We start from the raw sequence: 25,495 nt of genomic DNA on the forward strand, positions 1-25,495 counted from the left end.
GTCTCCGGGAGACGGCCACCTTGGCCGGTTTTCAGCTTTTTTTAACCAGCATGGTGGTGGGGTCCAGGCTGAGGCCGTTGCCGGTCTCCACCAACTCGCCGGAGTTACGGATAACATCCAGCTGAATGGTGGCATCGGATTCCGGCTTGAGCAGAATCACGGTGTCAAAGAGGTCGTCGACCTCGTGGCAGGGTGCCGGTACCCCTGTGGGAGAGAAACGGTCGTCGCCCCGGTGGCTGATCGCGGAGAACCAGGCCTGGAGGCTCATGCTCTCGCTCAGGTCCTTGATGTCTTCCAGCATGGGCCGGTCCGAGTTTTCAAAATCAAAACCATCCACCACCAGGCAGCAGGGCTGAAAGATGTTCTGGAGCACCAGGTCATTGAGTCGCTCTTCCAGGCGGGGCCTGCTGAAGGCGGATTCTTTGAAGGTCATGATCATCCGATTGCGGGCGACCATCTCCATCAGCTCTGTGGCATTCTCCAGCTTTTGTTCCTCGATGATCAACTTGAGAATGTCATCGTACCAGAGCCGGGTCTTGTCGATGGACTCTCCGATGCTCACGTGGATGACTTTGTTGCCACGAAGAATAGAGTCAAGGGCGATCTGGACGAGCAGTGCTGTCTTGCCCAGGCCTGCGCGGGCCATGACCAGGCCCAGTTGGTTTTTCTTGTCGCCCATGGACAGCGACTGGACCGGATTCTGGCTTACCAGTTGTTCGTATCCCATAATGTTACCTCATCAAGGTTAAATCTTTGTTGCACATCAAGGTTGGTGTCCAGAAAGTTTACGCGTCTTTCTTCTGTGCCTCGTACGCCTTAATCAACTCTTCGCTCACGCTCTTGGGCACCTGCTTGTAGGTGGAGAATTCCATGGTGAATTCCGCCTTGCCCTGGGTAAGGGAACGAAGGGTTGTGGAGTAGCCAAACATTTCAGAGAGCGGGATCTCTGCCTCGACCACGGTGTAGTTGCCCTCTTCAAAGGTACCGATGATCACACCGCGTCGCTGGTTGAGACTGCCCATGACCGAACCCTGAAACTCAGAAGGTCCTTCCACGGCCACTTTCATGATGGGTTCCATGATCACAGGGTTGGCCTTGGCAAAGCCCTGTCTGAAGGCACCTACGGCCGCCTGCTGGAAGGCCACGTCCGAGGAATCGACAGCATGGAAGCTACCATCATTGATCACCGCCTTGATGCCGGTGATGGGTGATCCGGTCAGTGTACCCTTGGCCAGGGATTTCTTAAAGCCTTTATCACAGGAACTGATAAATTCGCGGGGAATGACACCACCGACGATCTCGTCAACAAATTCGTAATCACTCTCTTCGATGGGCTCCAGGTAACCGGCAACCCGACCATACTGACCGGAACCACCAGTCTGTTTCTTGTGGGTGTAGTCGAAGTCGGCCCGCTGGAGGATGGTCTCCCGGTAGGCCACCTGGGGTGCACCGATCTCCACCTCGGCCTTGTACTCCCGCTTCATCCGTTCGATGTAGACCTCCAGGTGGAGTTCGCCCATGCCCGAGATGATGGTCTCGTTGGTCTCGTGGTCCACATAGGTCTTGAAGGTGGGGTCTTCCTTGGTGAAGCGGTTCAGGGCCTTGGACATGTTGACCTGGGCCTTGTTGTCCACCGGGTTGATGGCCAGGGAGATAACCGGGGCCGGCACATGCATGGAGCTCATGGACCAGTTGAGGCCGTCGTTACAGAAGGTGTCTCCGGAGGCACAGTCGATCCCGAACAGGGCGATGATGTCACCGGAGCCTGCATGGTCGATCTCTTCCATCTCGTCGGCATGCATCCGTACCAGTCGGCCGATCTTGACCTTCTTGCCGGTACGGCTGTTGATCATGGAGTCACCCTTGTTGATGGTGCCCTGATAGGTCCGGATATAGGTCAGCTGACCATAGCGGCCGTCCTCCAGCTTGAAGGCCAGGGCCACCAGCTTGTCCTCGGGATCGTTGGAGACCGGGATCTCTTCTTCTTCCTTGTCCAGGTCCAGGGCGATGTTCTCGATATCCGTGGGGCAGGGCAGATAGGAGTTGACCGCATCCAGGAGCAGCTGGACACCCTTGTTCTTGTAGGCAGAACCGATCATTACCGGGGTGAGCTCCAGGCTCAGGGTTCCCTTACGGATGGCCTCGTGGATCATCTCTTCGGGAATCTCTTCCTCTTCGAGCATGGCCTCCATCAAGTCATCGGAGAACATGGAGACTGCGTCGAGCAGCTCTTCGCGCTTCTCGTCTGCGTCGTCGCGGAGGTGGGCCGGGATCTCTTCGATCCGGATCTCGTCGCCCTGCTCGCCGTCAAAGTAGACCGCCTTCATGGTGACCAGGTCGATCATACCCTCCAGGTCGTTTTCCAGGCCGATGGGGAGCTGGATCATGATGGCGTTCAGGTCCAGCTTGTCGCGGAGCTGGCCGGTGACCCGGTAGGGGTTGGCCCCGGTGCGGTCACACTTGTTGATAAAGGCGATCCTGGGCACCTTGTAGCGGGTCATCTGGCGGTTGACGGTAATGGACTGGGACTGGACCCCGCCCACGGAGCAGAGGATCAGTACCGCGCCGTCAAGGACCCGGAGGGCGCGCTCTACCTCGATGGTGAAGTCGACGTGACCTGGGGTGTCGATGATGTTGATATCATGATCTTTCCAGGAGCAGTAGGTGGCCGCAGACTGGATGGTGATACCGCGTTCCTTTTCCAGTTCCATGGAATCCATGGTAGCACCGACGCCATCCTTGCCGCGCACTTCGTGGATGGCATGGATTCGCTGCGTATAGAACAGGATACGCTCGGTCAGAGTGGTCTTTCCTGAATCAATGTGGGCACTGATTCCAATGTTACGGACTTTTGCTAAATCTTTCTTCATTACGCGTTCCTCGGTTGCTGCTTTCAGGCCGCTTGGGAATTATTCTTGTAAATGCTACAGTAAATAAAAAAAAAGGAGTTACAGCGGTTCTGCAACTCCTTAGTACATACGTCGAAAGTAGTCTGCAGGGTTAGGAGGCAACCCCGAAAAATAACGACTGACTACCATGAGTTATGTGTATTCAATGGTTGAGCAAGTACGTCTGTGTTCAGAATTGGTAAAAAGGAACGACTTTACCCGATGCGTTTCTTTATGTAAAGATTTATTTTTGAAGTGTGGTTTTTGCCGCTAGATTGACCGCTTAGCATGGTCCTGGTTCGGCCCTTGCCCTCCTTGGCAGGGGTGTTTCAGGCCGGTTCCTCCGCTGGTTCTTCCTTAAGGCGCTGCACCTCTCCGGGCAGGCTCAGGATAAAGGGGATGGCTCCCAGGCCCAGGGCAGCGCTGAAGAGGTAGGTGTTGCCCAGGCCGATGAGATCGGCGATGGCCCCGACCAGCACCACCACCGCGGAGCGGGCCAGAAAGGAGATCATCATGAAAAAACCGTTGGCCGTGGCCGGATGGTCCGGGGCATGTTCCTGGACCATGGCCAGCATCACCGGGGTGGTGGAGAGCAGGGTGAAGCCCAGGCCAAAGAGGGTGATCAGCTGGAGCCAGTAGAAGCCGTTTAAGAGGACAAAGGCAAAGAGAAAGGGAGGAGCCGAGAGCAGGGTGAGCAGGAGCAGCCTGCGCCGGCCGAAGCGGTCGCTGAGGTGGCCGCAGCTCATGGCCCCGAGCACCCCGGCGCTCTCGTAGACCGTCAGGCTGATTCCTGCCAGCCAGAGGCTGCCGGTGTACTCGTTGACAAAGGTGGGGAGAAAGGTGGCACCCGAGGCGTGCATGAAACCGCGGAAAAAGAGGATCGCACCCAGGGGCCGGAAGATATGGCGGCTCTCCTGCCAGGCATCCTTCATCGTGGCCGAGTGGTTGGCCCTCTTGGCTACCGGCACATGCTGGAAGCGGAAGTAGAGCAGCAGGGAGGCAGCGATGCCCACCACCATCAGGGGGGCGATGTTTTCCAGGCCCAGCAGCGAAACCGCGCCAATGGCCACCAGCGGCCCCAGGGTACGGGCCAGCTCGCCGCCGGTCATGAAAAAACTCATGCCCAGACCCTTGCGCATCCCGGAGTAGCGATAGATCAGGACCGGTGCCGGCACGTGGAACAAGGCCACGCTGATTCCGGCGATAAAGAAGAGCAGCACCAGGGTGGCGTAGTTGGGGGCCACCCCGATCAGGCTCATGCAGATGGCGGTCACCCCGGGGGCAAAGATAATGAAGTAGCGGACCGAGACCTTGTCTGCCAGACTGCCCAGGTAGGGGTTGAGCAGGGCCGGGATCTGCATGACGGTGGTCAGGAGTCCGGCCTGGGTCAGGGACATGGAGAGTTTTTCGATGAGCAGGGGCAAGAGGGGGGCCAGGAAGCTGGTGTAGGCATCGTGGATGAAGTGGCAGATCGAGAGGGTAAGGACCCTGCCCAGCTGGAAGCGATCCTTGTCCTCGCTAACGGTGGTCTGAGACGGTTTCATGGGAGGTTTTTTGGTTCTGAGGTGGTTAAAAGGGATGTAAAAGTTTCCAGTTAACCTATATCTCTTCAGGGAAAGTTCAACGGAAATCACCCCCATGTAACCGGCTGTGGCTGGGAATCGTTCCCAGCAGGGCCGGAAACCATGGCTGGTATGCGAAAAACAGACGCCAACTTAATTGAAATCTGCTAATCTTAGCCGGTGATAGTCGCGTATTCATTTGATTGATCAGATAAGGAGTAGCTCATGCTTGAACAGTATACCGTGGCCGCAGAAGAACGTCGTACCCAGGGCCTGCCTCCACTGCCGCTCACTGCCGAGCAGGTCAGAGAGATTACCGCCCTGTTACCGGCAGAGGATCAGGACCAGGCCCGGCTGCTGGAACTGCTCCGGGATCGGGTGGAGCCGGGGGTCAGTAAGGCGGCACAGGTCAAGGCGGCCTGGCTGGAACAGGTGGCCCTGGGGGAGTGCAGGATCGCACTGCTCTCCAGGGAGGCGGCGGTGGAGCTGTTGGCCACCATGGAGGGCGGCTATAATGTCAGCGCCCTGATCAGGCTGCTCCAGGTGGAGGAGGTGGCTGCTGCGGCTGCCGAGGCCCTGAAGGGGCTGATCAAGGTCTATGATGCCTTCCAGGAGGTGGTCAGCCTGGGCCAACACAACTCCCATGCCCGGGGGGTGCTGGAGTCCTGGGCCCGGGCCGAGTGGTTCACCAGCAGGCCACCCCTGCCGGCAGAGCTCCGGCTGCGGGCCTATCTGGTCCGCGGCGAGATCAACACCGATGACTTCTCCCCCGGCAACCAGGCCCAGTCCCGGGCAGATATCCCCCTGCACGCCACCTTCTTCGGCCACAGCCGCTTCCCGGAGGGGATCGCTGCCATAAGCCGCTACCGTGCCCAGGGAGAGCGGGTGGCCTTTGGCGGAGACGTGGTCGGCACCGGCTCCTCCCGCAAGTCGGCCATCAACTCCATGGCCTGGCATATCGGCGAAGAGGTGCCCTTTATTCCCAACAAGAAGCGAGGCGGCGTGATCCTGGGCAGTACCATTGCCCCCATCTTCTATGCCACGGCCCGGGATGCCGGGATGCTGCCGGTGGAGTGCGATCTCGGCGGCCTGGAGAGCGGCGAGGAGTTGATCCTCGACCCCCATGGCTGGACCCTGACCCGGCTCGACGGCAGCACCATCAGCCTCCAGCCGCCGCCGGCCACCCTCCTGGATGAGTATCGGGCCGGGGGACGCTTGAACCTGATCATCGGCCGCAACCTGAGTCGTTGGGCAGCTGAGGCCCTGGAGCTGCCGGCGCCTGCGGTCTTTGCCGAGGTCAGCAACCCGGAACCTCCGGCGGATCAGCCCTATACCCTGGCCCAGAAGATGATCGGTCGGGCCTGCGGAGTGGCCGGGGTGGTGCCGGGCACGGTCTGCGAGCCGGCCATGACCACGGTGGGCTCCCAGGATACCACCGGTCCCATGACCATGCAGGAGATCGCCGAGCTGGCCTGTCTGCGCTTCAAGGCCGAGCTGGTGATGCAGTCCTTCTGCCATACCGCCGCCTATCCCAAGGCCTCGGATCCGGGGCGCTGGCAGACCATGACCGAGACCACCGTGGAGTGCGGCGGGGTGGCGCTCAAGCCCGGAGACGGGGTGATCCACTCCTGGCTCAACAAGATGCTGGTGCCCGATACCGTTGGCACCGGCGGGGACTCCCACACCCGCTTTCCCTTGGGGATCTCCTTTCCGGCAGGCTCCGGCCTGGTGGCCTTTGCCGCAGCCCTGGGCTTCATGCCCCTGGAGATGCCCGAGTCGGTGCTGGTCCGCTTCCGCGGCCGCCGCCGCCCCGGGATCACGGTCCGGGACATGGTCAACGCCATCCCCTATCAGGCCATCCAGGAGGGCTTGCTCAGCGTGGAGAAGAAGAACAAGAAGAACGTCTTTGCCGGTACTATCCTGGAGATCGAGGGCATCGACGACCTGGGGGTGGAGGAGGCCTTTGAGCTGGCCGATGCCTCGGCAGAACGCAGTGCCGCCGCCTGTACCCTGGCCCTGCCCCTGGAGGCCGTGGTGGCCCAGGTGGAAAAGAATGTGGCCCTGCTCCGCGAGCTGATCGCCGAGGGTTATCAGGCCCGGGAGGCCCTGGCCCGCAGGGTGGAGGCGCTGGAGGCTTGGCTGGCCGCTCCCCACCTGCTCAGGGCCGATGAGGGGGCCTCCTACAAGGCAGTGGTGGAGATCGATCTGGACCGGCTCAGTCAGCCCATCCTGGCCTGTCCCAATGACCCGGACGATGTCCGCTTGCTGGAGGAGGTGGCCGGCACCCCGGTGGATGAGGCCTTCATCGGTTCCTGCATGACCCATCTGGGGCATCACCGTCAGGCGGTCCGGCTGTTTCGCAACGAGCCCTATGCCGCGGCCCGGGTCTGGGTGGCGCCGGCCACCCGGATGGAGCGGGACCGTCTGCGGGAGGAGGGGGGGCTGAGTGTCTATGCCCAGGTGGGCGGCCGGGTGGAGATCCCGGGCTGCAGCCTCTGTATGGGCAACCAGGCCCGGGTCCGTCCCGGTTCCACGGTGATCTCCACCTCCACCCGCAACTTTGATAACCGTCTCGGTGACGGGGCCCGGGTCTTCCTGGGCTCAGCCGAACTCACCGCCATCAGCGGTCTGGCAGGCAAGCTGCCCACGGTGGAGGAGTACTTCCGTTTTCTTGAGCAGAAGGGGGTGACCACGGTTTAATTGGGCTTATCCAGCGGTTAACCAAAAAAGGACGCCTTTTCAGGCGCCCTTTTCTATGTCTAGCTCCGAGTTGCCTTCAGCGGTGCTGAGCCGACCCGCTGGCCCGCTCTCTGGCCAGGCTATAGAGCTCCTCGGCCTGGTAGGAGCTGCGGACAAAGGGGTCGGCCGCCACTCCACCAAAGCCCAGCTCCAGGGCCCGGGCCTTGAGGAGCGCGAACTCCTCGGGAGGCAGGTAGCGGACCACCTCCAGGTGCTCTTTTGAAGGCTGGAGGTACTGGCCCAGGGTGAGGAGGTCGCAGTGGGCTGCCAGCAGGTCTGCAAAGGCCTGGTGCAGCTCTGCAGCGCTCTCTCCCAGCCCCACCATCAGGCCTGACTTGGTGATCATGGCCGGGTCCATGGCCTTGACCCGGGCCAGCAGCTCCAGGGAGCGTCTATAGATGGCCTGGGGCCGGACCAGGGGATAGAGGCGGGCCACGGTTTCCAGGTTGTGGTTGAGCACATCGGGCCCGGCCCGGACAATGGTCTCCAAGGCCTGTTCATCGCCCTGGAGGTCGGGGATCAGGACCTCGATTCTGACCCCGGGGGAGTGTTGGCGGATGGCCTGGATGGTCCGGGCAAAGTGGTTGGCCCCGCCGTCGGCCAGGTCATCCCGGGTCACCGAGGTGATCACCGCATAGTGCAGTCCCATGCTTGCCACGGCCTGGGCCAGTCGTCGGGGTTCCTCGGGATCGGGCGGCCCCGAGGGGCCGTGGCTGACCGCACAGAAGCGACAGTTTCGGCTGCAGGCATGGCCCAGGATCATGAAGGTGGCGGTACCCTTGCCGTAGCATTCAAACTGGTTGGGGCACATGGCCTCCTGGCAGACCGTGGCCAGCTGGCTCTCCTTGACTAGGCCGCGGATTCGTTCATAGGTGGGGCCGGTGGGCAGCCTGCGTTTGAGCCACTTGGGTTTTCTCGGCCTGGCAGGGGCCTCAGGCTTATGGTTCTTCTCAGGGGGGGGAGGGGTATCCATGATCAGTCTTTCCGGGCCGCCTCCAAGGCGGCCTCCAGGGTGGTTAAGGGGGTTGGGGTGAGGGTAAGGTTGAGCAGCGCGGCCAGGTGGTGGTTCAGCCGCTGCTGCACCTCCCTGGGCTCCGGTGCTTGTCCCTGGCAGGCAAAGGAGGTCATCCGGGTGTTGGTCAGGCCGCAGGGATTGATCCAGCCAAAGGGGGTCAGCTCGGTGTTGACGTTGAGGGCCAGGCCATGGAAGGTCACCCCATGACGGATGGCGATGCCGATGCTGCCCAGCTTGTCGTCACCCACCCAGACGCCGTGGTTGCGTGGATCACGGCAGGCCCTGATCCCATGGTCGGCGGCCGTGCGCAGCATCACCTCTTCCAGGAGCTCCACATAGGCGGAGACCGACAGTCCCAGGCTGCGGAGGTGGAAGATCGGGTAGAGCACCAGTTGGCCGGGGCCATGATAGGTGATCTCGCCGCCCCGCTCTATCTGGACCAGCTGGATCCCCTCTGCCTCCAGGCGTTCGGGGCTGACCATCAGGTGCTCCCGACCGCCCCTGCGGCCCAGGGTAAAGACCCGGGGGTGCTCCACGTTGAGGATAAAGACCGACTGCCGCCGGCGGCGGCAGAGCTCCACCAGGCGGGTCTGCAGGGAGTAGGCACGGTCGTACTCCATCTGCTCCAGATCACACCAGGCTGCCTCCATCTGTTGTTACTCCCCGGGCTGGGCGACCGCGCCGATGAGGCAGGGACAGCGCGCGGCCTGGACCTCGTCCAGCCGTCTGACCTTGGTCCGCTGGGGAGCGGCCCGGAGGAGTTCCGGCTGCTCCCTGGCCTCTTGGGCGATATGTTTGAGGGCAGCGATGAACTGGTCGATCTCCTCCTTGCACTCGGTCTCGGTGGGCTCGATCATCAGGGCCCCGTGGACCACCAGCGGGAAGTAGATGGTGGGCGGATGAAAGCCGCAATCGATTAAGCGTTTGGCCATATCCAGGGTGCTGACCTTGTACTCCTGCTGGAGCTTGTCGCTGAAGACACACTCGTGCATGCAGGGCTGGTCATAGGGCAGGTGAAAGTCGCCCTTGAGCCGCTCCTTGATATAGTTGGCATTGAGCACCGCCAGCTGACTGGCTCTCTTCAGCTCCCTGCCCATGGAGAGGATGTAGCTGTAGGCCCGCACCAGTACTCCGAAGTTGCCGTGGAAGGCATGGACCCGCCCCACAGAGAGGGGCTGCTCCTCTTCCAGCCGAAAGCACTCGCCGTCGTGGATCACCCGGGGCACCGGCAGAAAGGGTTCCAGCTCGCTGGTGACACAGACCGGGCCGGCACCGGGGCCGCCGCCGCCGTGGGGGGTGGAAAAGGTCTTGTGGAGGTTGAGGTGGAGCACGTCCACCCCGCATCTCTTGGCATCCATGATCCCCAAGGCGGCATTCATGTTGGCCCCGTCGCCGTAGACCAGACCGCCCTTGGCATGGACGATGGCGGCGATCTCCCGCACCTCCTGCTCAAACAGTCCCAGGGTGTTGGGATTGGTCAGCATGATCCCGGCGGTCTCCTCATCCATCAGTGCGGCCACGCTCTCGGCCCTGAGCATGCCGTGCTCATCGGATTTGACCGGGATGGAGCGGTAGCCGCAGAGCGCGGCCGAGGCCGGGTTGGTGCCGTGGGCTGTATCCGGGATCAGGATCTTGGTCCGTTTGGAGCCCCTGCTATCATGGTAGGCGTTGAAGATCAGCATCCCGGTGAGTTCACCATGGGCGCCTGCCGCCGGCTGGAGCGAGACCGCGTCCAGGCCGGTGATCAGGGCCAGGAGCTGCTGGAGCTCAAAGAGCAGGCGGAGTACGCCCTGGCTCTGTTCATCTGCCAGCATGGGGTGGGCCGCGGCGATGGCCGGGTTGGCGGCCTGCTGCTCGTTGGTCTTGGGATTGTACTTCATGGTACAGGAGCCCAGGGGGTACATCCCGGTGTCTACCCCGAAGTTCCACTGGGAGAGCCTGGTGTAGTGGCGGACCACATCGATCTCGCTCAGGTCAGGGAAATCGACCGCTTCCCCCAGCAGATTCGGGTCCAAGGCTGCTGCCGGGACATCACTTGAGGGGATGGACATGCCCCGGCGTCCCTTCTTGCCCTTTTCCCAGAGCAGGGGTTCGTCCAGGATCAGGCCGCTGGTGGCGATGGAATGGTTCATGATTGCACCTCATTGGCTATGGTGTCCATGACCTCTCGGGAGACCGTCTCGGTGACTCCAAAGAGGTAGCGACCACTCATTTCAGGATACCAGCGTCCCAGGTCGATCCCGGCAACGATATTTTTGGCCAGCAGCCGCTGGTGGGCGGCCTTGAACTCGGTGGGGAACTCCACCACAAATTCGTTGAAGAAGGGGGCGCTGAAGCAGCAGCGTGCCCCGCGTTCCTGCAGGGCCGCCATCAGGTAGTGACTCTTGTCATAGTTGAGCCGGGCCAGCTCCTGCAGGCCGGTGCCCCCCAGGGAGGCCATATACATCCCGGCGGTCATGGCGCAGATGCCCTGGTTGGAGCAGATATTGGAGGTGGCCTTGTCCCGACGGATATGTTGCTCCCTGGTGGCCAGGGTGAGGACATAGCCCCGTTTGCCGTCCAGATCCCGGGTCTCACCCACCAGGCGGCCGGGCAGGTTACGGGTAAAGGGCTGGCGACAGCCGAACATGCCCAGTCCCGGGCCGCCGAAGCTGCGGGAGAGGCCGAAGCTCTGGCCCTCGCCGCAGACGATGTCGGCCCCGCAGGCCCCGGGATTCTTGAGCAGGCCGTAGGCCAGGGGCTCGGAAAAAGCGGTGATGAACAGGGCCCCCTGGCCATGGATCTCCTCCCCGGCCGTGCCCAGATCCTCGATCACCCCGAAAAAGTTGGGCGACTGGATGGCCACGGCTGCCAGATCCTCGATCTCGGCCAGGGACGAGAGGTCGGTGCGGCCGTCTGTCCCATGGGGCAGTTCCACCAGCTCATAGGGGGTCGGCCTGAGGTAGGCCCGGACCACCTCCCGGTAGTGGGGGTGGACGGCCTGGGAGATGGCCACCCGGCGCTTCTTCTTGGCCACCCGCAGTCCCATGAGCATGGCCTCGGCCAGGGCCGAGGCGCCGTCATACATGGAGGCGTTGACCACATCCATGCCCAGCAGTCTGGCGCTGAGGGTCTGGTACTCAAAGATGCCCTGGAGGGTGCCCTGGGCCATCTCCGGCTGGTAGGGGGTGTAGGCGGTGAGGAATTCCGAACGACTCATCAGGGCCTTGACCGTAGCCGGGATATGGTGGTGGTAACTGCCGGCACCGATCAGCACCGTGGCCCGCTGGTCCACCTCCATGGTATCGGCCAGGGCCTGGATATGGCTGTCCAACTCCCATTCACTCAGGGCTTCGGGCAGCTGCTCCCACTGGTCGCTCATCCGACACGTATCCGGGATCGTTGCAAAGAGATCCTCCAGGCTGGAGTTGCCCGTCACCTGGAGCATGGCGCTGATTTCTTCCTGGGTATGGGGGAGGTATCGCATGGGCTTATCCTTGGAGGAGTTCCAGGTAGGCAGCAGCCGTGAGCAGCTGGTCATACTCCTCGGCGGCCGCAGGCTTGATTTCCAGGATCCAGTTGGAGTAGGGATCTTCGTTGAGCAGTTCAGGGGCGTCTTCCAGCTCCTGATTGACGGCCACCACCTGGCCGGAGACCGGCAGGTAGAGTTCCGAGACCGCCTTGACCGATTCCAGGGTGCCGAACTCGTCGCCCCGGTTGAAGCTGTCGCCCACTGCAGGCAGTTCGACAAAGACGATGTCACCCAACTGATCCTGGGCATAGTCGCTGACACCCACCCGAATGGTGTCGCCGGTCAGCTGGGCCCATTCGTGGTCTTCGGTGTAGCCAAGATTCTCCGGCAGATGCAGTTCCTGTAACTCTTTCATGGTTTCTCCTCAGCGTGGTTGATTGTTTTGTTTGTTGGCTGGCTGGTCGCCGGCCAGGGGCGACCCTCTGATTTTGGCTTACTCCTGGCTGGAGACCATCTGGGCGATGGGTTTTCGGGCGGTGCGGTCCGGTCGGATATCGTTGCGGATCTCCACCTTGAGTTTACGTTTGCCGTCGGTGAGCAGCACCTGGCTGCCGACGGCCAAGGGGCTGTTCACCTTGACAAAACCGCAGCAGAGCCCCCGGGGGGAGAATGGCTCGGGCCGACCCGTTGAACTCGGCGTGGCCAGGCTGACGATGGTCTCTCCGAGCCGGTCGATGGCCATGTCTGTGGTGCAGGTCAGGGGGACACCGATGGGGGTGCCGTCAAGATCGGTGACCCGGCTCTCTTTGCCCAGCGGGATCTTGCGCAGGTCATAGCCGGCAAAGGGCAGGGTCCAGGAGCTCTCACTGCTCTGCTCCAAACCGGCCCGGCCGATGAACTCCTTGCTGAAGCCGCTGCCGTCGGCATCCCAGGGCAGGGTGAACAGCCAGGGGTTGTTGGTAAAGGGCCAGTCGCCGATATCCTGGTGGGAGAGGGGGAGTCCGGCGCCTGAGCGGAGGGAGTCCCGGGCAGCCAGGCCGCAGCTGATCAGACCCTCGTCCCGGCCAGCCTCCAGCAGCTGCTGCCAGAGCTTGGCGATATGCTCGGGGGCGACAAAGAGTTCAAAACCGAACTCGCCGGTATAGCCGGTGCGGGAGACCATCAGCGGGGTGTCGTCCTTGAGGGTGATCTCGGCCGTGGCCAGGCGAGCCTGGTCAAAGGAGCCCTTGAAGGAGAAGTAGATCATCTTCCGGAACAGGGCGGCCGGATCCTTGATGATCTTGGCCAGGATGCGACCTGCGGCCGGGCCCTGGAGGTCCATCTTGCCCACCTGGTCGGTGAGGTCGTCGACCGTGACCTGCTCGTCGCCGCTGTACTCACGGAGATGGGCGGCGATGGTGGCTCCCATGCCGGCGTTGACCACCAGCATGAACTGCGTGGCCGTAAACTGGTAGACAATGGCATCGTCGATGACCCCGCCCAAGGGGCTGAGAAAGATCCCATAGACACAGCGGCCGGCCACCAGGGGCGTCTTATCCTTGCCGATACAGGTGTCCAGGTCCTTGCTCAGGCAGCGTTGGAGCAGGGCACGGGCCCCTGGGCCCTGGATGGTGAGTACCGCCATGTGGCTGGTGTCAAACAGCCCGGCAGCGGTGATCACGGCCAGGTGTTCCGCCTTGGCCCCGGCAGGATACCAGAGGGGCATCTCATAGGCGGCAAAGGTGCCCATGTTGGCACCCTGGGCAACGTGCCAGTTGTGGAGGGGGGTTGTTTTCATCTCTGACTCCTTACTCTGAGGTTGGCGGGCCATGGATCGCGGTTCCTGGCTCAGCCCGGGAGTGGGACTTTGAGGTTGAAACTCTTGTAGACCACAAAGGTCTCCACCGAGCCGATGTTGTCGATGGTGGCCACCTCTTCGGTGAAAAATTCCAGCAGACCAAAGACATTGTCGAGCATCACCGTGACGATCAGGTCGAAGCGACCGGTGACCACACAGACCGAGATCACGTTTTTGAGTTTGCTGAACTCCTCACCCTTCTTGACCAGATCCATGTCCTTGACCCGGACCCCGACCATGACGACCTGTTGATCGGGCAGGGCCTCGGGGTTGACCAGGCCGTTGATGGAGAGGATGCCCTCATCAATCAGTTTCCTGATCCTGGAACGGACGGTCCCCTCGGCCAAGGAGAGCTTGTCGGCGATTTTCTTGTAGGAGGCCCGCCCATCCTTGAGGTGATTTATAATGGCAATATTTATGGCATCAATTTTCATGAAGAATCCCTGGGTCCAGCTGATATTTCATTATGGATAAAGAAAATTGAGGGTATTGTCAATAAAGTTGTTCGCAATTGACGATACCAGCAGTTTTTCGGCAGAGGGGTGCCCTTCCCCTGCCTGGTTCAGCTGTCTTGGCGGCTGGGTTGAAAACTGGCCATGAAACGGCGGTCAATCCAATCCTTGAGTGCAAAGGCCAGACGGCCGCCAAAGACCAGGGACCACTTGGAGAAGATGCCGCGCTCATCCCCCAGATTATAGATCAGCAGGTAGCTGCCGCCCGGGGTAAAGGCCTGGAGGGGCTCGCCCCGGAGTGAGGCCAGCAGGTTGTGGAGGAGCACCGGGTTCTGGCGGACTGCATAGACTCCCACCTTATCCAGGGGTTGCTCCTGGTAGAAGATGCAGTCTCCACCAGCGAAGATGTTGGTGTGGTCGACACTCTGGAGAAAGCGGTTGACCCGCAGGCCTCCCTCAGGGCCGACGGCCAGGCTTGAGTCGCGGAACAGGGGGGAGGGTTGGATCCCGATGGCGGAAAAGATGATATCGGCCTGGAGGGTGTCCTGGTTGTCCAGGATGATGGTCCTGCCCGCCACCTGCTGCACATAGTGACCGGAGCGGATCGTGATCTGCCGCCGTTTAAGCGAGTTGAGGGCCAGGGTGCGGACCCGGGACGGCAGCCGGGCCAGGAAGTGTTTACCGCTGATCAGGGTGATGGTCGGGGGTAGGATGGCCCCGGAGTCGCCCAGCCGCCAGAGGTTGCCGGCGATCTCCACGGCCGAGGGCCCCCCGCCGAGCACGGCGATGGAGAGCGGCCGCTCTCTGCCCTGGCTGAGGATTCGGCTGCGGGCTGCGACCAGGGTCTCGATGGGCTTGACCGTAAACAGGCTGGTGTTGTCCGGGCGGATAGCATCGCTGCGCACCTGGGAACCGACGTTGCAGGAGAGCAGGTCGTAGCCAAGGGGGCGATCAGCCTGTTGAAGGTGGATCAGCTGGGCCTCGGGGTCTATCCGCACCGCCCGGTCCAGGATAAAGGTCCCCCCCTGCTCTTCCACCTGGCGCTTGGTGGGGAAGCGGATCTGTTCGGGGGTATAGCTGCCCCCCAACATGCCCGGCCCCATGCCCGAGTAGTAGTGATGGGCAGAGGGCTGGATCACGGTCACCCGGCTGCCGGCCTGCTGGAGGTCGGCCAGGTGGGCCAGGACGGTCATGTGGGCATGTCCTCCGCCCAGGAGGACCAGCTCTTTTGGGGTCATGGTCAGCCTCGCTGTCGTGTCTGGGTCTGTGCTGCCCACGGCTTCAGCCAGGGGTGGGGCCATGGTCCGGGTCGTGAGTCTGCTCCTGGATGAGGTTGGCCAGGTGTTTGATATGGGTGCGCTCCTGTTCGGCGATCCGGTAAAAGATGGTTTGGCTCCCAGGTTCCCGGGCCTGGTCGCCGGCTCGGAGGTAGAGGTCCAGGGCCTGGGTCTCGATGGCCATGGCCAGGGAAAGGGTGTGGTCCAGGTTGTCCGGGTCCGGTTGGTAGAGATCCAGGTACTCCTGGGTGGTCATCCCACCCTCCATGCCACGTTGGCGGACCAGCTCTTCCAGTTGGTCCTGTTCAAGGGGGGCAGTGTGGTGCTCGTTGTAGAGTGCCAGCAGTTGCTCCTGGTGGAGGAGTTCGACTTGGGCCAGGGTGGAGAACAGTCCCTGGGCCGCGGAATTTTTTGTCCGGGAACGCTGTTCCAGGTAAAAATCGCGCAGTCCCTGTTCCAGGCCATAGGCGGTGAGGATGATCTCCTTAAAGGAGAGGGGGCCTGTAAAGACGGCCAGGCCGAGTTCTTTCGGTCCGCGGGCCGTCGGTTGCTGCCGGGCCTTGATTCCCCCGCTCAGGTTGTAGACCTCTTTGAAACCTCTGCCTTTGAGGAGTTGAGCCGCAACTCGGCTCCGACCGCCAATGGCTCAGTAGATCAGGATGGGCTTGCCCGGATCCAGCTCTTCCAGTCGCTGGTCCAGTTCTCCCACAGGAATCAGCTTGGCACCGGCAAGGTGACCGGCCTGGTACTCCTTGGCTTGGCGGACATCGAGCAGGGTGTAGGAATCGAGGGGATGGGCCTTGAGATAGGCGTCGGTCTGGGCCGGGGTGAGGGATCGGACCGGGGTCAGGAATTGTCGCCACTGCATGATCAGCTCCTCCGGGATGCTGCCCGGTCGTCCGGGGAGGGCGACCGGGGCAGAGCAGATGAATCGGACAGGTGTCCCTGGAAGCGTTGCTGGCTGAAACTCCAGCTCTTCAAGGGACCAGGGGGCTCGAATCTGGATCAGTCAAGTGCGGCCAGGGCCGCATCATAGTCAGGCTCCTGGGTGATCTCAGGTACCTGTTCACTGTAGCTGATCTTGCCGTCGGCGTCAATGACCACCACAGCCCTGGAGAGCAGCCCGGCAATGGGGCCGGAGCTGATGGTCACTCCGTAGTCCTGGCCAAATGCCGGAGAACGGAAGACCGAGACCGGGATCACGTCGTCCAGGCCATCGACTTCGCAGAAGCGCTGGTGGGCAAAGGGCAGGTCTGCAGAGACGCAGAGGACCACGGTGTTTTCCTTCTCAGAGGCGATCTGGTTGAAGCGGCGTACCGAGGCGGCACAGACCGCGGTGTCGATGCTGGGAAAGATGTTGAGGACGATCTTTTTGCCCTTGAAGTCAGCGGCGCTGACCTCTGAAAGGTCGGTCTTGACCAGAGAGAATGCAGGTGCAACAGACTGGGGAGCGGGTAGGGTGCCGACGGTATCGATGGTGTTGCCCTGCAGGGTAATCTGAGCCATGGTGTTCTCCTTATGGTGGTTGGAAAAAATGGTACCTCTGAAAGTCTGTTGTGCAAGTTGTTAATTTCGATGACTTTTTAGAGGCGATAGCTGTTGATAATAATAACTAGTTGCATAGAGTAATCATTCTCTTTTGGCTGTAAAGGAGTGGTCTGTTTTTTTTTGAAAAAAACTAATCGCCTGAAATGAAAGCTAAAGATTGAGGCCGGTGACCTGGGGCGAGGCGGGGGGAACTGGCGGCAAAGGAGCGGCAGGGTTCACCCCCGGGGGCAGGCCTCGCTGCTGCCGCCTACCAGTTCTCTCCCAGCAGCTCAAAGTGGGCCTGGGGATGGTCACAGGCCGGACAGCGCTCCAGCGCATCCGTACCCTGGTGGAGGTAGCCGCAGTTGCGGCAGCGCCAGCTCTTGGACTCGGAGCGGGAAAAGACCCGGTTCTGCTCGATGTTGGCCTTCAGTTCCAGGTAGCGCTTTTCATGCTGTTTTTCGGCCACGGCAATGGCCTCGAAGATCTCGGCGATCTCCGGGAAGCCTTCCTGGCGGGCGGTAAGCGCGAACTCCGGGTACATGGTGGTGTGTTCGTAGTTTTCCCCCTGGGCGGCTTCAGCCAGGTTTTCTGCGGTGGTGCCGATCACCCCGGCCGGGAAGGAGGCGCTGATCTCAACCTCGCCGCCCTCCAGCAGTTTAAACAAACGTTTGGCATGCTCCTTTTCCTGGTTGGCGGTCTCTTCGAAGATATGGGAGATCTGGACATAGCCGTCCTTTTTGGCCTGGGAGGCGAAGTAGGTGTAGCGGTTTCTGGCCTGGGATTCGCCGCAAAAGGCGGTGAGGATATTTTTTTCCGTCTGGGTGTCTTTCAATGCGCTCATGGTACCTCCAATAAAGGTCGTTTGCTTGTGGGAGCTGGGGGCGGGGCCGGCGCTCCAGGGTATCGCTGCGCCCGCGTAATCGCTCGCTGCTTCTCAAGGGTCGTCGGGGCAGGGTCGAGTGCTCTTGGGGCAGGCAAAGAACACGATCAGTATCCATTTGTTATCCATCTGTTATACATCTGTATATCTATACAGTTATACATCATAGGAGATGACTCACCAGAATGAAACATCTTCCTGGTCGCTTTTCGGAAAAAGAGGATGCCTGGAGGAGCGGAGCCCGCTCCTGGAGCCTCGCTGGAATCAGCAGGGTCAAGGGAAGATCCCCGGCAGCATACCCCCAGGGGCGGCACCAGGGGCTGGGGCGGGGAAGGTCAAGGGGGATCCCAACAAGGGGGGAGCTGTGGTTTCCCCCCTGTGCTGATGGAGAAGAGTCAGGGAAAGCGCTTATTCAGCTGCTGCTTTTTCGGGCCAACAGGGTCATGATCTGCTGGTAGGCACTCATCTCCCTGAGCCATGGCTGGGGGATCTGTTCGACTCCGAGATGGGCGCCCAGGAGCATGCCGGCGGCCAGGCCGCGGGCCGCAGAATCACCTCCGGCCATGACATTGGCGATCAGGGCAGCCTGGAGGTCGTCGGGGTGGGCAAGTACCAGATGGACCGCACCAGGCAGGGCCGAGGAGATGGAACAGGCCTGGCCAAAGCCTCTGATCACCTCGCCGGAGTCCTGGTCTTCGCTATCCAGGGCGCTGCGCAGGCGGATATCCAGGTCCAGATCAGCAAGCCCAGCCTCCAGGGTTCGGGTTATGGCAGTGCGCGGCTCGTCTCCGCGGAGGATGGCAGCAACAGAGCGCGCCAGAAACAGGGCTCCGGCAACGGTGGCCGGGTGGTTGTGGGTCATCTCGGTCTGGGCGCTCACGGCCCGGAGGAGTGCTTCCTCCTCCTGATGATACCAGAAGATCAGGGGTGCGATCCGGGCCGCTCCACCCAGATCTGCGGAGGAGGAGCCGCAGCTCTCGGCTTCCGTGCCCTCCTCCAGCTTGGCCAGGGTCGTGTTGGTGGCCCCGTCCAGGTAGCCCGTATAGTCGGCCCTGAACAACTGCTGCCAGTCCCGGCAGAAGGCATCCAGCTGAAACCCCTGGTGTCGGGCCAGGGATTGGAGCAGGACCAGGGCCTGGTCTCCGTAGTGGGTGAAGTCCCCCCGTTTTTTGCCGGCGTGGTAGGAGCCGGGCCGGGGTTGGAGCAGCTGATCCACCCGGCCGAACTGTTCCTTGATGGCCTGGGTGTCGTAGATCCAGTGGGGGGCCAGGGCAAGGGCATCGGCGGTGAACGAGGCCAGAACCATGGCTATGGCGTTATCGGTCATGGGATTCTCCTGGGTAGTATCCGTGGACAGAGGGGGCTGCGGGCTGCCGCCCGGGGTAGCACTCTCTTCAGAAACAGGTAGCAATGGTTCCGCTGCTTGTCAAACCGGCAAACCCCAGCCAGCCGGGCTCTGGGGTGTCGCTTGAGAGAGCTGCACCGGGTTGAGGGGCAGGGGGCCTCGGCCCCGGCATTTGGCTAGAGCCGGTCGGGCTCTTCGGAAAGCGGGGGCCTGCTTGTCAGCTCGGCATCCCGGAGGAGGAGGGCGGAGAAGGCCGCGGCCACCGGTGTCAGGGCGCGATTTTTGCGTTGGATCAGGTAAAAGGGACGCTCCATGGCATCGTCTTCCAGGCTGAGGCCAATGATGGTGGCGCGGTCGATGTCCTCGGAGAGCGCTCTTCTGGAGAGGATGGAGATACCCAGGCCTGCCTTGATCGCCTCCTTGACCGCGGCCGTGGAGCCGATGACCGTCACCTTCTGGAGGTCGTTCTCCCGGCAGCCCTTCCGTTCCAGGATCCGGGCCACCATCTTGCGGGTGCCTGAACCGGGTTCACGGAGGATAAAGGGGTGCCCCAGGAGATCCTCCACCTGGACAGAACTGCGGGCAGTGAGGGGCGAACCCGGGGGAACGGCCAGGGTCAGCCGATCCTGGTAGATCCTGGTCCACTGGAGGCTGCGGTCGTTCCAACGGGCTCCGACGATTCCCAGGTCATAGCTGCCGTCCATCACCTTGCGGGCCGTGGCACGTGAGTTGGCGATGTTGAGGTCTGCCTGGATGTCGGGATGTGCCTTGAACAATGCGGCCAGGAGCCGGGGCAGGATATAGGTCCCCGGGATGGTGCTGGAGCCCAGGATTACCCGCCCTGCCAGGTGGCCGCTGAAGCGTTCAACGGCCTGGAGCGACTCCTCCTGGAGGCGGATGAGCTTGAGGGCATAGCCATAGAAGAGTCGGCCCACCGGGGTGACCTCCACCGTACGTCCCAGGCGGTCGATCAGTTGCTGCCCCAGCTGTTGTTCCAGGCTGCGGATGTGTTCGCTGACCGTGGGCTGGGAGAGCATGGCCCACTCTGCGGCCTTGGTGAAGCTCTTCAGCTCTATCACCTTGCAAAATACTTCCAGTTTTCTGATATCCATATGCTTTTCGTCCGTTGTCAGGGGGCTCTGCAGCTGTCTTACCAGGGGATGCGCAGCTTGTGATGCAGCCCGGAAAAACGCTGGGCCGGCCGGGCGGCCGTGCTCTCCAGGAGCTCCGGGCTGGCCTCCAGGGTGAGGTGTTTGCGGGCCCTGGTGACCCCGGTGTAGAGCAGTTCCCGGTTGAGGATGGGGGTGTCTCGTCCAGGGAGGAGCAGCAGCACCCGATCAAACTCCGAGCCCTGGGATTTATGCACGGTGATGGCGTAGCCGGTCTGATGGAGCGGCAGGCGCCTGGGCAAGATGGTGCGCAGGCTGCCGTCAGCGCCCGGGAACCAGGCCTGGAGCTTTCCCTGCTCATCGGGCCAGATGAGGCCGCTGTCACCGTTGAACAGGCCCAGGGCGTAATCATTTTGGAGGATCATCAGGGGCTGTCCCCGGTAGTGCCGGCCAGGTGCCGGCTGCCGGCCGGGCCCGAGAAGCAGTTCCTGTGCCAGCTGGTTGACGGCCTTGACCCCGTTCTCTCCCTGGTGGACCCCGCAGAGGATCCGACTCTGTTCAAAACAGTGCAGGGCTGCCATGGGGGAGCGGGCGCTGAAGATGGGTTTAAAGGAGTGACGGATAAAGTCTTCCAGCCTGGGTCGAGACCGGCCGGGGTCAGGGGCGGTCAGCTCCAGGTCAGGGTAGGGGGTGCGCAGACAGCGGGCCAGGGCCTGGGGATCATCACTCTGGATGGCCTTGGCCAGGGTGGCGATTCCGGAACCGGCCTGGAAACGATAACTCTTTTGCAGCTGGACCACGCTGTCGTCCATCTCCGCAGGAGAGGCCGTGCCGCCGGGATAGGAGTGAGCCGTGAGGGCCTCCAGGTCGGCAGAGGTGGCCCTGGACCATTGGGGCAGGCCAGGGCTGCAGATATCTGCCAGGAGGTTGCCGGCCTCCACCGAGGCCAGCTGATGCCTGTCGCCAAAGAGGATCAGTCGGCATTTTGGGGGCAGGGCCTCCATCAGTCCGGCCATCAGGGGGATGTCGATCATGGAGGCCTCGTCCACCAGGAGCATATCCAGGTGAAGGGGGTTGTCGCGGTTGTGGCGGAATCGGCCTGTAGCCGGCTGAAACCCCAGCAGACGGTGGAGGGTGAGGGCCTGGTCAGGCATCTGCCTGGCAAAGCGTGGGGGCAGCGCACCCTGGGCCTGGGCCAGCGCATCCTTGAGCCTGGTGGCCGCCTTGCCCGTGGGCGCGGCCAGGCCGATCCGTAAGGGCTCCGGGGCCATGGCGATCTGGGCGGCGATGATCCGGGCCACGGTGAAGGTCTTGCCCGTACCCGGACCTCCGGAGACCACCAGCAGGGGGCTCAACAGGGAGAGGGCGGTGGCTGCATACTGCCAGTCCGGGTCCTTGGCTGGGGCTGTTCCGTTCTCTGCAGCTGCCGGGAAGAGTTCGCCCAGGACGGCACGCCCCGCTGCCAGGTCCGGTTCCAGGCGGAGCCGGTTTCGGCGGCGGAGTTCCCGGGCAATGCCTTCCTCGTAGGCATGGTAGCGGTGGAGATAGAGGTTGTCCTCCTGGTCCAGGATCAGCGGGGTGGGGCTCCCGGGGGAGCCCACCACCGGGGTGGCCAGCAGGCGGCTGCGCAACTCGGCCGGGGAGGCCGCCATTGCCGGGATCAGCCGGTTGCACTGCAGCTGGAGCTGGTCCAGGGGCAGGCAGACATGGCCGTCGGCCACGGCCCTGGAGGTCAGGGCTGCGGCCAGGAGGATCGCTGGTTCGTCGCTCTTGCCGGTCAACTGTTCCAGGAAGCGCCCGGCCTGGAGGTCTATGGGCCGCAGGGTCGTGTTGGCCAGGAGTTCTCTCAAGTCGGGCCTCATGGTCTGTTTCCCTGGAAGCATTGGTCAAGTTCGCGGATCAGTTCCTGCTCCGGCCTGGTCGCGTAGACCCCGTTTCCCGGTGGATAGCTTGGGTCCATGCCCCGGAGAAAGAGGTAGTAGACCCCGCCAAAGTGCTGCTCATAGTCATAGTCTGCCAGTCGGCCTTGCAGGTAGCGGTGCAGGGCCAGGGTGTAGATCAGGTATTGGAGGTCGTAGCGATGCTCGATCATGGCGCGGGCCAGCCCCTCCTGCCGGTAACAGTCGCTAGCCGGCCCCAGGAAGTTGGACTTGTAGTCGACGATAAAGTAGCGTCCTCCATGGGCAAAGACCAGGTCAATGAAGCCCTTCATCATCCCGTCGATGCTCTGGGCGGAGTGGATCAGGGCAGGGATGGACCAGCCGGCCAGTACCTGGTTGAAGCGGCTGGCTTGCAGCTGGTGCAGGGGGAAGAGGAAGGCGAGCTCGTCCACCCGCCTGTGGCTGGGGACCAGGTTCAGTGGGGGGGTATCGATCAGGGGAACGGCGAGCACCGCCTCCAGCCACTGCTGAGCGCAGGGGATCCACTCTTCGTCGATCCCGGCCCGACTGAACTCCTTGGCGATGATCCCGCTCCAACTGGCCGCAGGGGCGGTGAAGTCGACCTGTTCCAACACGGCATGGAGACAGGTGCCGGCGGCCGGGCCACGGGGAAAGGAGAAGGCATTGAGGCCCTCTTCTTCTTCCTGCAGGTCCCTGTCTGCATCCTGGCTTGGGGCAGAGGGCGGTCGGGAGCCATGCTCCGCGGTCAGCTGGGAGTAACTGGTCATCAGCCAGCCCGGCCGGATGGACCCCTCAAAGGGCCTGACCAGCAGCGCTGCCTCTTCCCTCTGGCTGGGCAGGAGGGAGGGACGGGTTGCTTTGGGCACCAGCTGGATCTCTACCAGGGGCTCTTCCCGGTTGAGGAGCTCGAGGTCCTGGAGGATCTGTCCCTCCCCAAGCGGGCCCTCCATGGAGAGGGGGTGGAGCAGGCGGCTGAGGGCGGCCTGTTCCATGCCCAGAATGGTACCCCAGGAGAAGAAGCAGCAGCAGCGGGCCCGGGTCAGGGCCACATAGAGCAGACGGATGGCCTCGGCCTGGTGCTCTTCTTTAGCCAGCCGGAGGGAGGAGGGTTCGCCGCTGCCCAGGTCCACCACAGGGGCAAGCGTTGCCCGGTCATGGAAGATCAGCGGCTCCTGGTCATTGAGGGAACGGCTGCTCCAGAGAAAGGGGAGAAAGACCAGCGGGTACTCCAGCCCCTTGGCCTTATGGATGGTGACGATCTTGACCAGCTGTTCGTCACTTTCCAGGCGAAGCTGCTGGGGCTCGGCCTCGGGATCGGGGCCGTGGAGCTGGTTTGTGAACCAGCGGAACAGGCTGGCGTGGCCATGGAGGCCTGCCGCCGCCTGCTGGAGGAGTTCGGCCAGGTGGAGGATGTTGGTCAGCTTGCGTTCTCCGCCCAGCTGAGCGCTGAGCCGGGCCACCACCCGCTCACGGGCCAGCAGTTGGTGGAGCATGGGCATGATCCCCTGTTCCTGCCAGAGCTGCTGATAGTGGTGGAGGCGATCGAGCTGATTTTCCCAGGCCTCGTGGCCGCTCTGCAGCTCGGCCAGGGCTACGCCATCCAGGCCGAAGTAGTCGCTGGCCAGGGCATTGCAGACCGCGCCGCTGTCGGAGAGGTCCAACAGGGCGGTGAGCAGCTGGAGCAGCTGCCGGGCCTGGGGGGTGTTGAAGATCGACTGGCGACTGGAGCAGATCGAGGCGATGCGGTGGTACCCCAGGGCCTGTTGGATGGTCTCGGCCTCCCGATGGGTGCGGACCAGGATGGCGATATCCCCGGCAGTCAGGGGCCTTTGCCTCGGATCGCTGCCGGCTTCATCCATGGTGGCACGCCCGGCTGCGGCCAGGCCCAGCAGGGTGGCGATCTCTTCGGCCGTGGCCCGGGCCGCAGCGGCGGTGGCGTTCTCCTTGTTGATGGCCTTGCTCCGGGAGCTGACCGGGACGCGCTCGCTGGAGAGCAGCAGGGCGGTTAAGGGGGGCAGGGGGCGGCCGTCGACCTTCAGGGCCTGCCCTTCAGCAGCCGGAGCTGCCTGGACCGGATAAAAGGAGATATCGGCAAAGAGAAAGGGGGTATCCCGGGCAAAGAGCCGATTGATCGCCCGGACCATGGGGGCAGAGGAGCGGTAGTTGGTGGACATGGTGTAGCGGTTGTCCGCCGGGGTGCGACTGCGGGCGCCCATATAGGTGAAGATGTCTGCCCCCCTGAAGCTGTAGATGGCCTGCTTGGGGTCGCCGATCATGAAGAGACTCTGCCCTTTCCCTGCGGCGCTGATGGCGGTAAAGATCCGGTACTGGAGGGGGTCGGTATCCTGGAACTCGTCTACCAGGGCGGCGGGGTACTGGCGGGCCAGGTCCGCGGCCAGGCGGGGACCGCTCTCCTGATCTTCCAGGGCCCGATGGAGGGTGGTGAGGAGATCGTCATAGGAGAGCTGGGCCTGTTCCTCCTTGCGGCGGCGCAGTTCGTTCTGGAGGTAGCTCCTGGCCTCCTGGAGCAGGCTGAGGCGTAACTGCTCCAGGTAGCGGTGATGGAGCCGGAAAAACTGTTGAAAGTGGCCAAAGAAGGGATGGCTGGGCCCGGTGGCGCACTTTTTCAGGATCAAGCGCTCCAGGGAGTCCTGGCAGAGGAGCTTCAGCAGGTCCGGCAGCAGATAGGGCAGGGTCTGCTCCTCGGCCAGCCGGTCCATCCCGCCGACCAGCTGCTCCACCATGTCCAGGCGATAGGCCTTCTGGTTTCGCTGCAGGCAGGGGTCTTTTTCCAGGATGGTGCTCAGCTCGCTGCGCTGTTCCTGCCAGAGGGTGATCACCAGCTCCAGCTGGAGCCTGGTCTGCTCCTCCAGCGGAGGCAGCTCCCGGGGGTCGATCTCGGGCAGCACCCTGGCCTGTTGAAGGGAGAGGGTACTGCTCAGCCGCCTGAGGAGGGTCTCGGGATCGGGCCAGTGACTACGCAGCCAGCGGCTCATCTCCGTACTGACCCCGTAGAAGCGGTTGCGCCAGAAATCCTGAATAATTTCCAGGCGAATGGCCTGTTCACTCTCCAGCAGTTCCATGGCAAAGGGCAGGCCTGAGGCAAAGGCATTTTCCTGGAGCACCCGTTGGCAGAAGCCGTGGATGGTGAAGATGGCGGCCTCATCCATGCGGATCAGGGCGTCGTTGAGTCGTTGCCGGGTCTGCTCCCGCTCCTGGCCGGCCAGCAGAGCCTCCAGGGCGGGGTCAGACCCGGCTTCCTGGCGGCTCTCCAGGGCATCGGCCGTGTCCAGGGCCTCCCGCAGTCGCCCGCGGATCCGGGTACGCAGCTCATCGGTTGCCGCCCGGGTAAAGGTGACCACCAGGATCTGGTCTACGCCCAGGCCACGCTCCAGGAGCAGCCGCAGGTAGAGCAGGGTCAGGGTATAGGTCTTGCCGGTGCCGGCGCTGGCTTCGATCAGACGGCTGCCGGTCAGGGGGATCTGGTAGGGATCAAGTGGGTGCATGGC

General features: G+C 62.5%; 20 protein-coding genes. 1 reads left to right on the forward strand and 19 read right to left on the reverse strand.

Translation table 11 applies throughout. The features are described from left to right. Positions 1–31: 31 nt before the first annotated feature. The 3 genes from G494_RS0108160 to G494_RS22520 form a co-directional block, all read right to left on the reverse strand. Positions 32–727 (reverse strand): hypothetical protein, encoded by a 696-nt coding sequence (locus G494_RS0108160; RefSeq protein WP_028584139.1) that lies wholly within the window; start codon positions 725–727, stop codon positions 32–34. 58 nt (positions 728–785) lie between these two features. Further along, on the reverse strand, positions 786–2,870 hold the full coding sequence (gene fusA, locus G494_RS0108165; protein ID WP_028584140.1) for an elongation factor G: 2,085 nt from the start codon (positions 2,868–2,870) through the stop codon (positions 786–788). Positions 2,871–3,217: 347 nt separating this feature from the next. After that, a complete protein-coding gene (locus G494_RS22520; RefSeq protein ID WP_051305527.1) occupies positions 3,218–4,432 on the reverse strand; it encodes an MFS transporter in 1,215 nt (404 codons plus the stop codon). 243 nt (positions 4,433–4,675) lie between these two features. Between G494_RS22520 and G494_RS22525 the strand changes: the two genes are divergently transcribed. Further along, complete coding sequence (locus G494_RS22525) at positions 4,676–7,150, forward strand: bifunctional aconitate hydratase 2/2-methylisocitrate dehydratase (protein WP_051305528.1); 2,475 nt, start codon at positions 4,676–4,678, stop codon at positions 7,148–7,150. A 76-nt stretch (positions 7,151–7,226) separates the two neighbouring features. Here G494_RS22525 and lipA read toward each other — a convergent pair whose 3' ends face one another. From lipA to recB, 16 genes are all read right to left on the reverse strand, one after another. Next, positions 7,227–8,162 (reverse strand): lipoyl synthase, encoded by a 936-nt coding sequence (lipA, locus tag G494_RS22530; RefSeq protein ID WP_051305529.1) that lies wholly within the window; start codon positions 8,160–8,162, stop codon positions 7,227–7,229. Between the two features lie 2 nt (positions 8,163–8,164). Further along, the gene (gene lipB, locus G494_RS22535; RefSeq protein WP_051305530.1) at positions 8,165–8,854 is read right to left on the reverse strand and encodes a lipoyl(octanoyl) transferase LipB; all 690 of its coding nucleotides are present in this window, start codon (positions 8,852–8,854) and stop codon (positions 8,165–8,167) included. A 6-nt stretch (positions 8,855–8,860) separates the two neighbouring features. Continuing rightward, entirely contained in the window at positions 8,861–10,336 is a 1,476-nt protein-coding gene (gcvPB, locus tag G494_RS0108190) for an aminomethyl-transferring glycine dehydrogenase subunit GcvPB (protein ID WP_028584141.1), read from the reverse strand. Next, the gene (gene gcvPA / locus G494_RS0108195; RefSeq protein WP_028584142.1) at positions 10,333–11,670 is read right to left on the reverse strand and encodes an aminomethyl-transferring glycine dehydrogenase subunit GcvPA; all 1,338 of its coding nucleotides are present in this window, start codon (positions 11,668–11,670) and stop codon (positions 10,333–10,335) included. Before gcvPA ends, gcvPB begins: the two co-directional genes overlap by 4 nt. A 4-nt stretch (positions 11,671–11,674) precedes the next feature. Further along, positions 11,675–12,070, reverse strand: a complete 396-nt coding sequence (gene gcvH, locus G494_RS0108200; RefSeq protein ID WP_028584143.1) for a glycine cleavage system protein GcvH — start codon at positions 12,068–12,070, stop codon at positions 11,675–11,677. 78 nt (positions 12,071–12,148) lie between these two features. Beyond that, positions 12,149–13,432: an aminomethyltransferase family protein gene (locus tag G494_RS0108205; protein ID WP_028584144.1), complete on the reverse strand. Its 1,284-nt coding sequence runs from the start codon at positions 13,430–13,432 to the stop codon at positions 12,149–12,151. A gap of 50 nt (positions 13,433–13,482) precedes the next feature. Next, complete coding sequence (locus G494_RS0108210) at positions 13,483–13,926, reverse strand: Lrp/AsnC family transcriptional regulator (protein ID WP_028584145.1); 444 nt, start codon at positions 13,924–13,926, stop codon at positions 13,483–13,485. 128 nt (positions 13,927–14,054) lie between these two features. Continuing rightward, complete coding sequence (locus G494_RS0108215; RefSeq protein WP_035245958.1) at positions 14,055–15,182, reverse strand: NAD(P)/FAD-dependent oxidoreductase; 1,128 nt, start codon at positions 15,180–15,182, stop codon at positions 14,055–14,057. A 43-nt stretch (positions 15,183–15,225) separates the two neighbouring features. Beyond that, the gene (locus G494_RS25305; RefSeq protein WP_028584147.1) at positions 15,226–15,477 is read right to left on the reverse strand and encodes a ferritin family protein; all 252 of its coding nucleotides are present in this window, start codon (positions 15,475–15,477) and stop codon (positions 15,226–15,228) included. 390 nt (positions 15,478–15,867) lie between these two features. Next, positions 15,868–16,089, reverse strand: coding sequence for a rhodanese-like domain-containing protein (locus tag G494_RS26685; RefSeq protein WP_153305806.1), 222 nt, complete (start codon positions 16,087–16,089; stop codon positions 15,868–15,870). Positions 16,090–16,226: 137 nt separating this feature from the next. Further along, positions 16,227–16,727 (reverse strand): thiol peroxidase, encoded by a 501-nt coding sequence (gene tpx, locus G494_RS0108230; protein WP_028584149.1) that lies wholly within the window; start codon positions 16,725–16,727, stop codon positions 16,227–16,229. A 289-nt stretch (positions 16,728–17,016) separates the two neighbouring features. Beyond that, complete coding sequence (rbr, locus tag G494_RS0108235; protein WP_028584150.1) at positions 17,017–17,592, reverse strand: rubrerythrin; 576 nt, start codon at positions 17,590–17,592, stop codon at positions 17,017–17,019. Between the two features lie 451 nt (positions 17,593–18,043). Beyond that, on the reverse strand, positions 18,044–18,958 hold the full coding sequence (locus tag G494_RS0108240) for an ADP-ribosylglycohydrolase family protein (protein WP_028584151.1): 915 nt from the start codon (positions 18,956–18,958) through the stop codon (positions 18,044–18,046). 194 nt (positions 18,959–19,152) lie between these two features. Continuing rightward, positions 19,153–20,088 (reverse strand): selenium metabolism-associated LysR family transcriptional regulator, encoded by a 936-nt coding sequence (locus G494_RS22545; protein WP_084456575.1) that lies wholly within the window; start codon positions 20,086–20,088, stop codon positions 19,153–19,155. 38 nt (positions 20,089–20,126) lie between these two features. Continuing rightward, the gene (gene recD, locus G494_RS0108250) at positions 20,127–21,947 is read right to left on the reverse strand and encodes an exodeoxyribonuclease V subunit alpha (protein WP_051305531.1); all 1,821 of its coding nucleotides are present in this window, start codon (positions 21,945–21,947) and stop codon (positions 20,127–20,129) included. Further along, entirely contained in the window at positions 21,944–25,492 is a 3,549-nt protein-coding gene (recB, locus tag G494_RS0108255; RefSeq protein ID WP_028584153.1) for an exodeoxyribonuclease V subunit beta, read from the reverse strand. The genes recD and recB overlap by 4 nt, the downstream gene beginning before the upstream one ends. Positions 25,493–25,495: the final 3 nt, after the last annotated feature.

It is taken from the genome of Desulfogranum mediterraneum DSM 13871, assembly GCF_000429965.1.
GTDB lineage: Bacteria > Desulfobacterota > Desulfobulbia > Desulfobulbales > Desulfobulbaceae > Desulfogranum > Desulfogranum mediterraneum.

Bases quoted from the DNA above. Each gene is read 5' to 3' on its own strand.
- G494_RS25305 (WP_028584147.1), bottom strand. From the start codon at position 15,477: ATGACCACCCAGGAGTACCTGGATCTCTACCAACCGGACCCGGACAAC.
- fusA (WP_028584140.1), bottom strand. From the start codon at position 2,870: ATGAAGAAAGATTTAGCAAAAGTCCGTAACATTGGAATCAGTGCCCAC.
- gcvH (WP_028584143.1), bottom strand. From the start codon at position 12,070: ATGAAAGAGTTACAGGAACTGCATCTGCCGGAGAATCTTGGCTACACC.
- G494_RS22545 (WP_084456575.1), bottom strand. From the start codon at position 20,088: ATGGATATCAGAAAACTGGAAGTATTTTGCAAGGTGATAGAGCTGAAG.
- lipB (WP_051305530.1), bottom strand. From the start codon at position 8,854: ATGGAGGCAGCCTGGTGTGATCTGGAGCAGATGGAGTACGACCGTGCC.
- G494_RS0108160 (WP_028584139.1), bottom strand. From the start codon at position 727: ATGGGATACGAACAACTGGTAAGCCAGAATCCGGTCCAGTCGCTGTCC.
- rbr (WP_028584150.1), bottom strand. From the start codon at position 17,592: ATGAGCGCATTGAAAGACACCCAGACGGAAAAAAATATCCTCACCGCC.
- G494_RS22520 (WP_051305527.1), bottom strand. From the start codon at position 4,432: ATGAAACCGTCTCAGACCACCGTTAGCGAGGACAAGGATCGCTTCCAG.
- lipA (WP_051305529.1), bottom strand. From the start codon at position 8,162: ATGGATACCCCTCCCCCCCCTGAGAAGAACCATAAGCCTGAGGCCCCT.
- G494_RS0108215 (WP_035245958.1), bottom strand. From the start codon at position 15,182: ATGACCCCAAAAGAGCTGGTCCTCCTGGGCGGAGGACATGCCCACATG.
- tpx (WP_028584149.1), bottom strand. From the start codon at position 16,727: ATGGCTCAGATTACCCTGCAGGGCAACACCATCGATACCGTCGGCACC.
- G494_RS0108210 (WP_028584145.1), bottom strand. From the start codon at position 13,926: ATGAAAATTGATGCCATAAATATTGCCATTATAAATCACCTCAAGGAT.
- recD (WP_051305531.1), bottom strand. From the start codon at position 21,947: ATGAGGCCCGACTTGAGAGAACTCCTGGCCAACACGACCCTGCGGCCC.
- G494_RS22525 (WP_051305528.1), top strand. From the start codon at position 4,676: ATGCTTGAACAGTATACCGTGGCCGCAGAAGAACGTCGTACCCAGGGC.
- G494_RS0108205 (WP_028584144.1), bottom strand. From the start codon at position 13,432: ATGAAAACAACCCCCCTCCACAACTGGCACGTTGCCCAGGGTGCCAAC.
- G494_RS26685 (WP_153305806.1), bottom strand. From the start codon at position 16,089: ATGCAGTGGCGACAATTCCTGACCCCGGTCCGATCCCTCACCCCGGCC.
- gcvPA (WP_028584142.1), bottom strand. From the start codon at position 11,670: ATGCGATACCTCCCCCATACCCAGGAAGAAATCAGCGCCATGCTCCAG.
- G494_RS0108240 (WP_028584151.1), bottom strand. From the start codon at position 18,958: ATGACCGATAACGCCATAGCCATGGTTCTGGCCTCGTTCACCGCCGAT.
- gcvPB (WP_028584141.1), bottom strand. From the start codon at position 10,336: ATGAACCATTCCATCGCCACCAGCGGCCTGATCCTGGACGAACCCCTG.
- recB (WP_028584153.1), bottom strand. From the start codon at position 25,492: ATGCACCCACTTGATCCCTACCAGATCCCCCTGACCGGCAGCCGTCTG.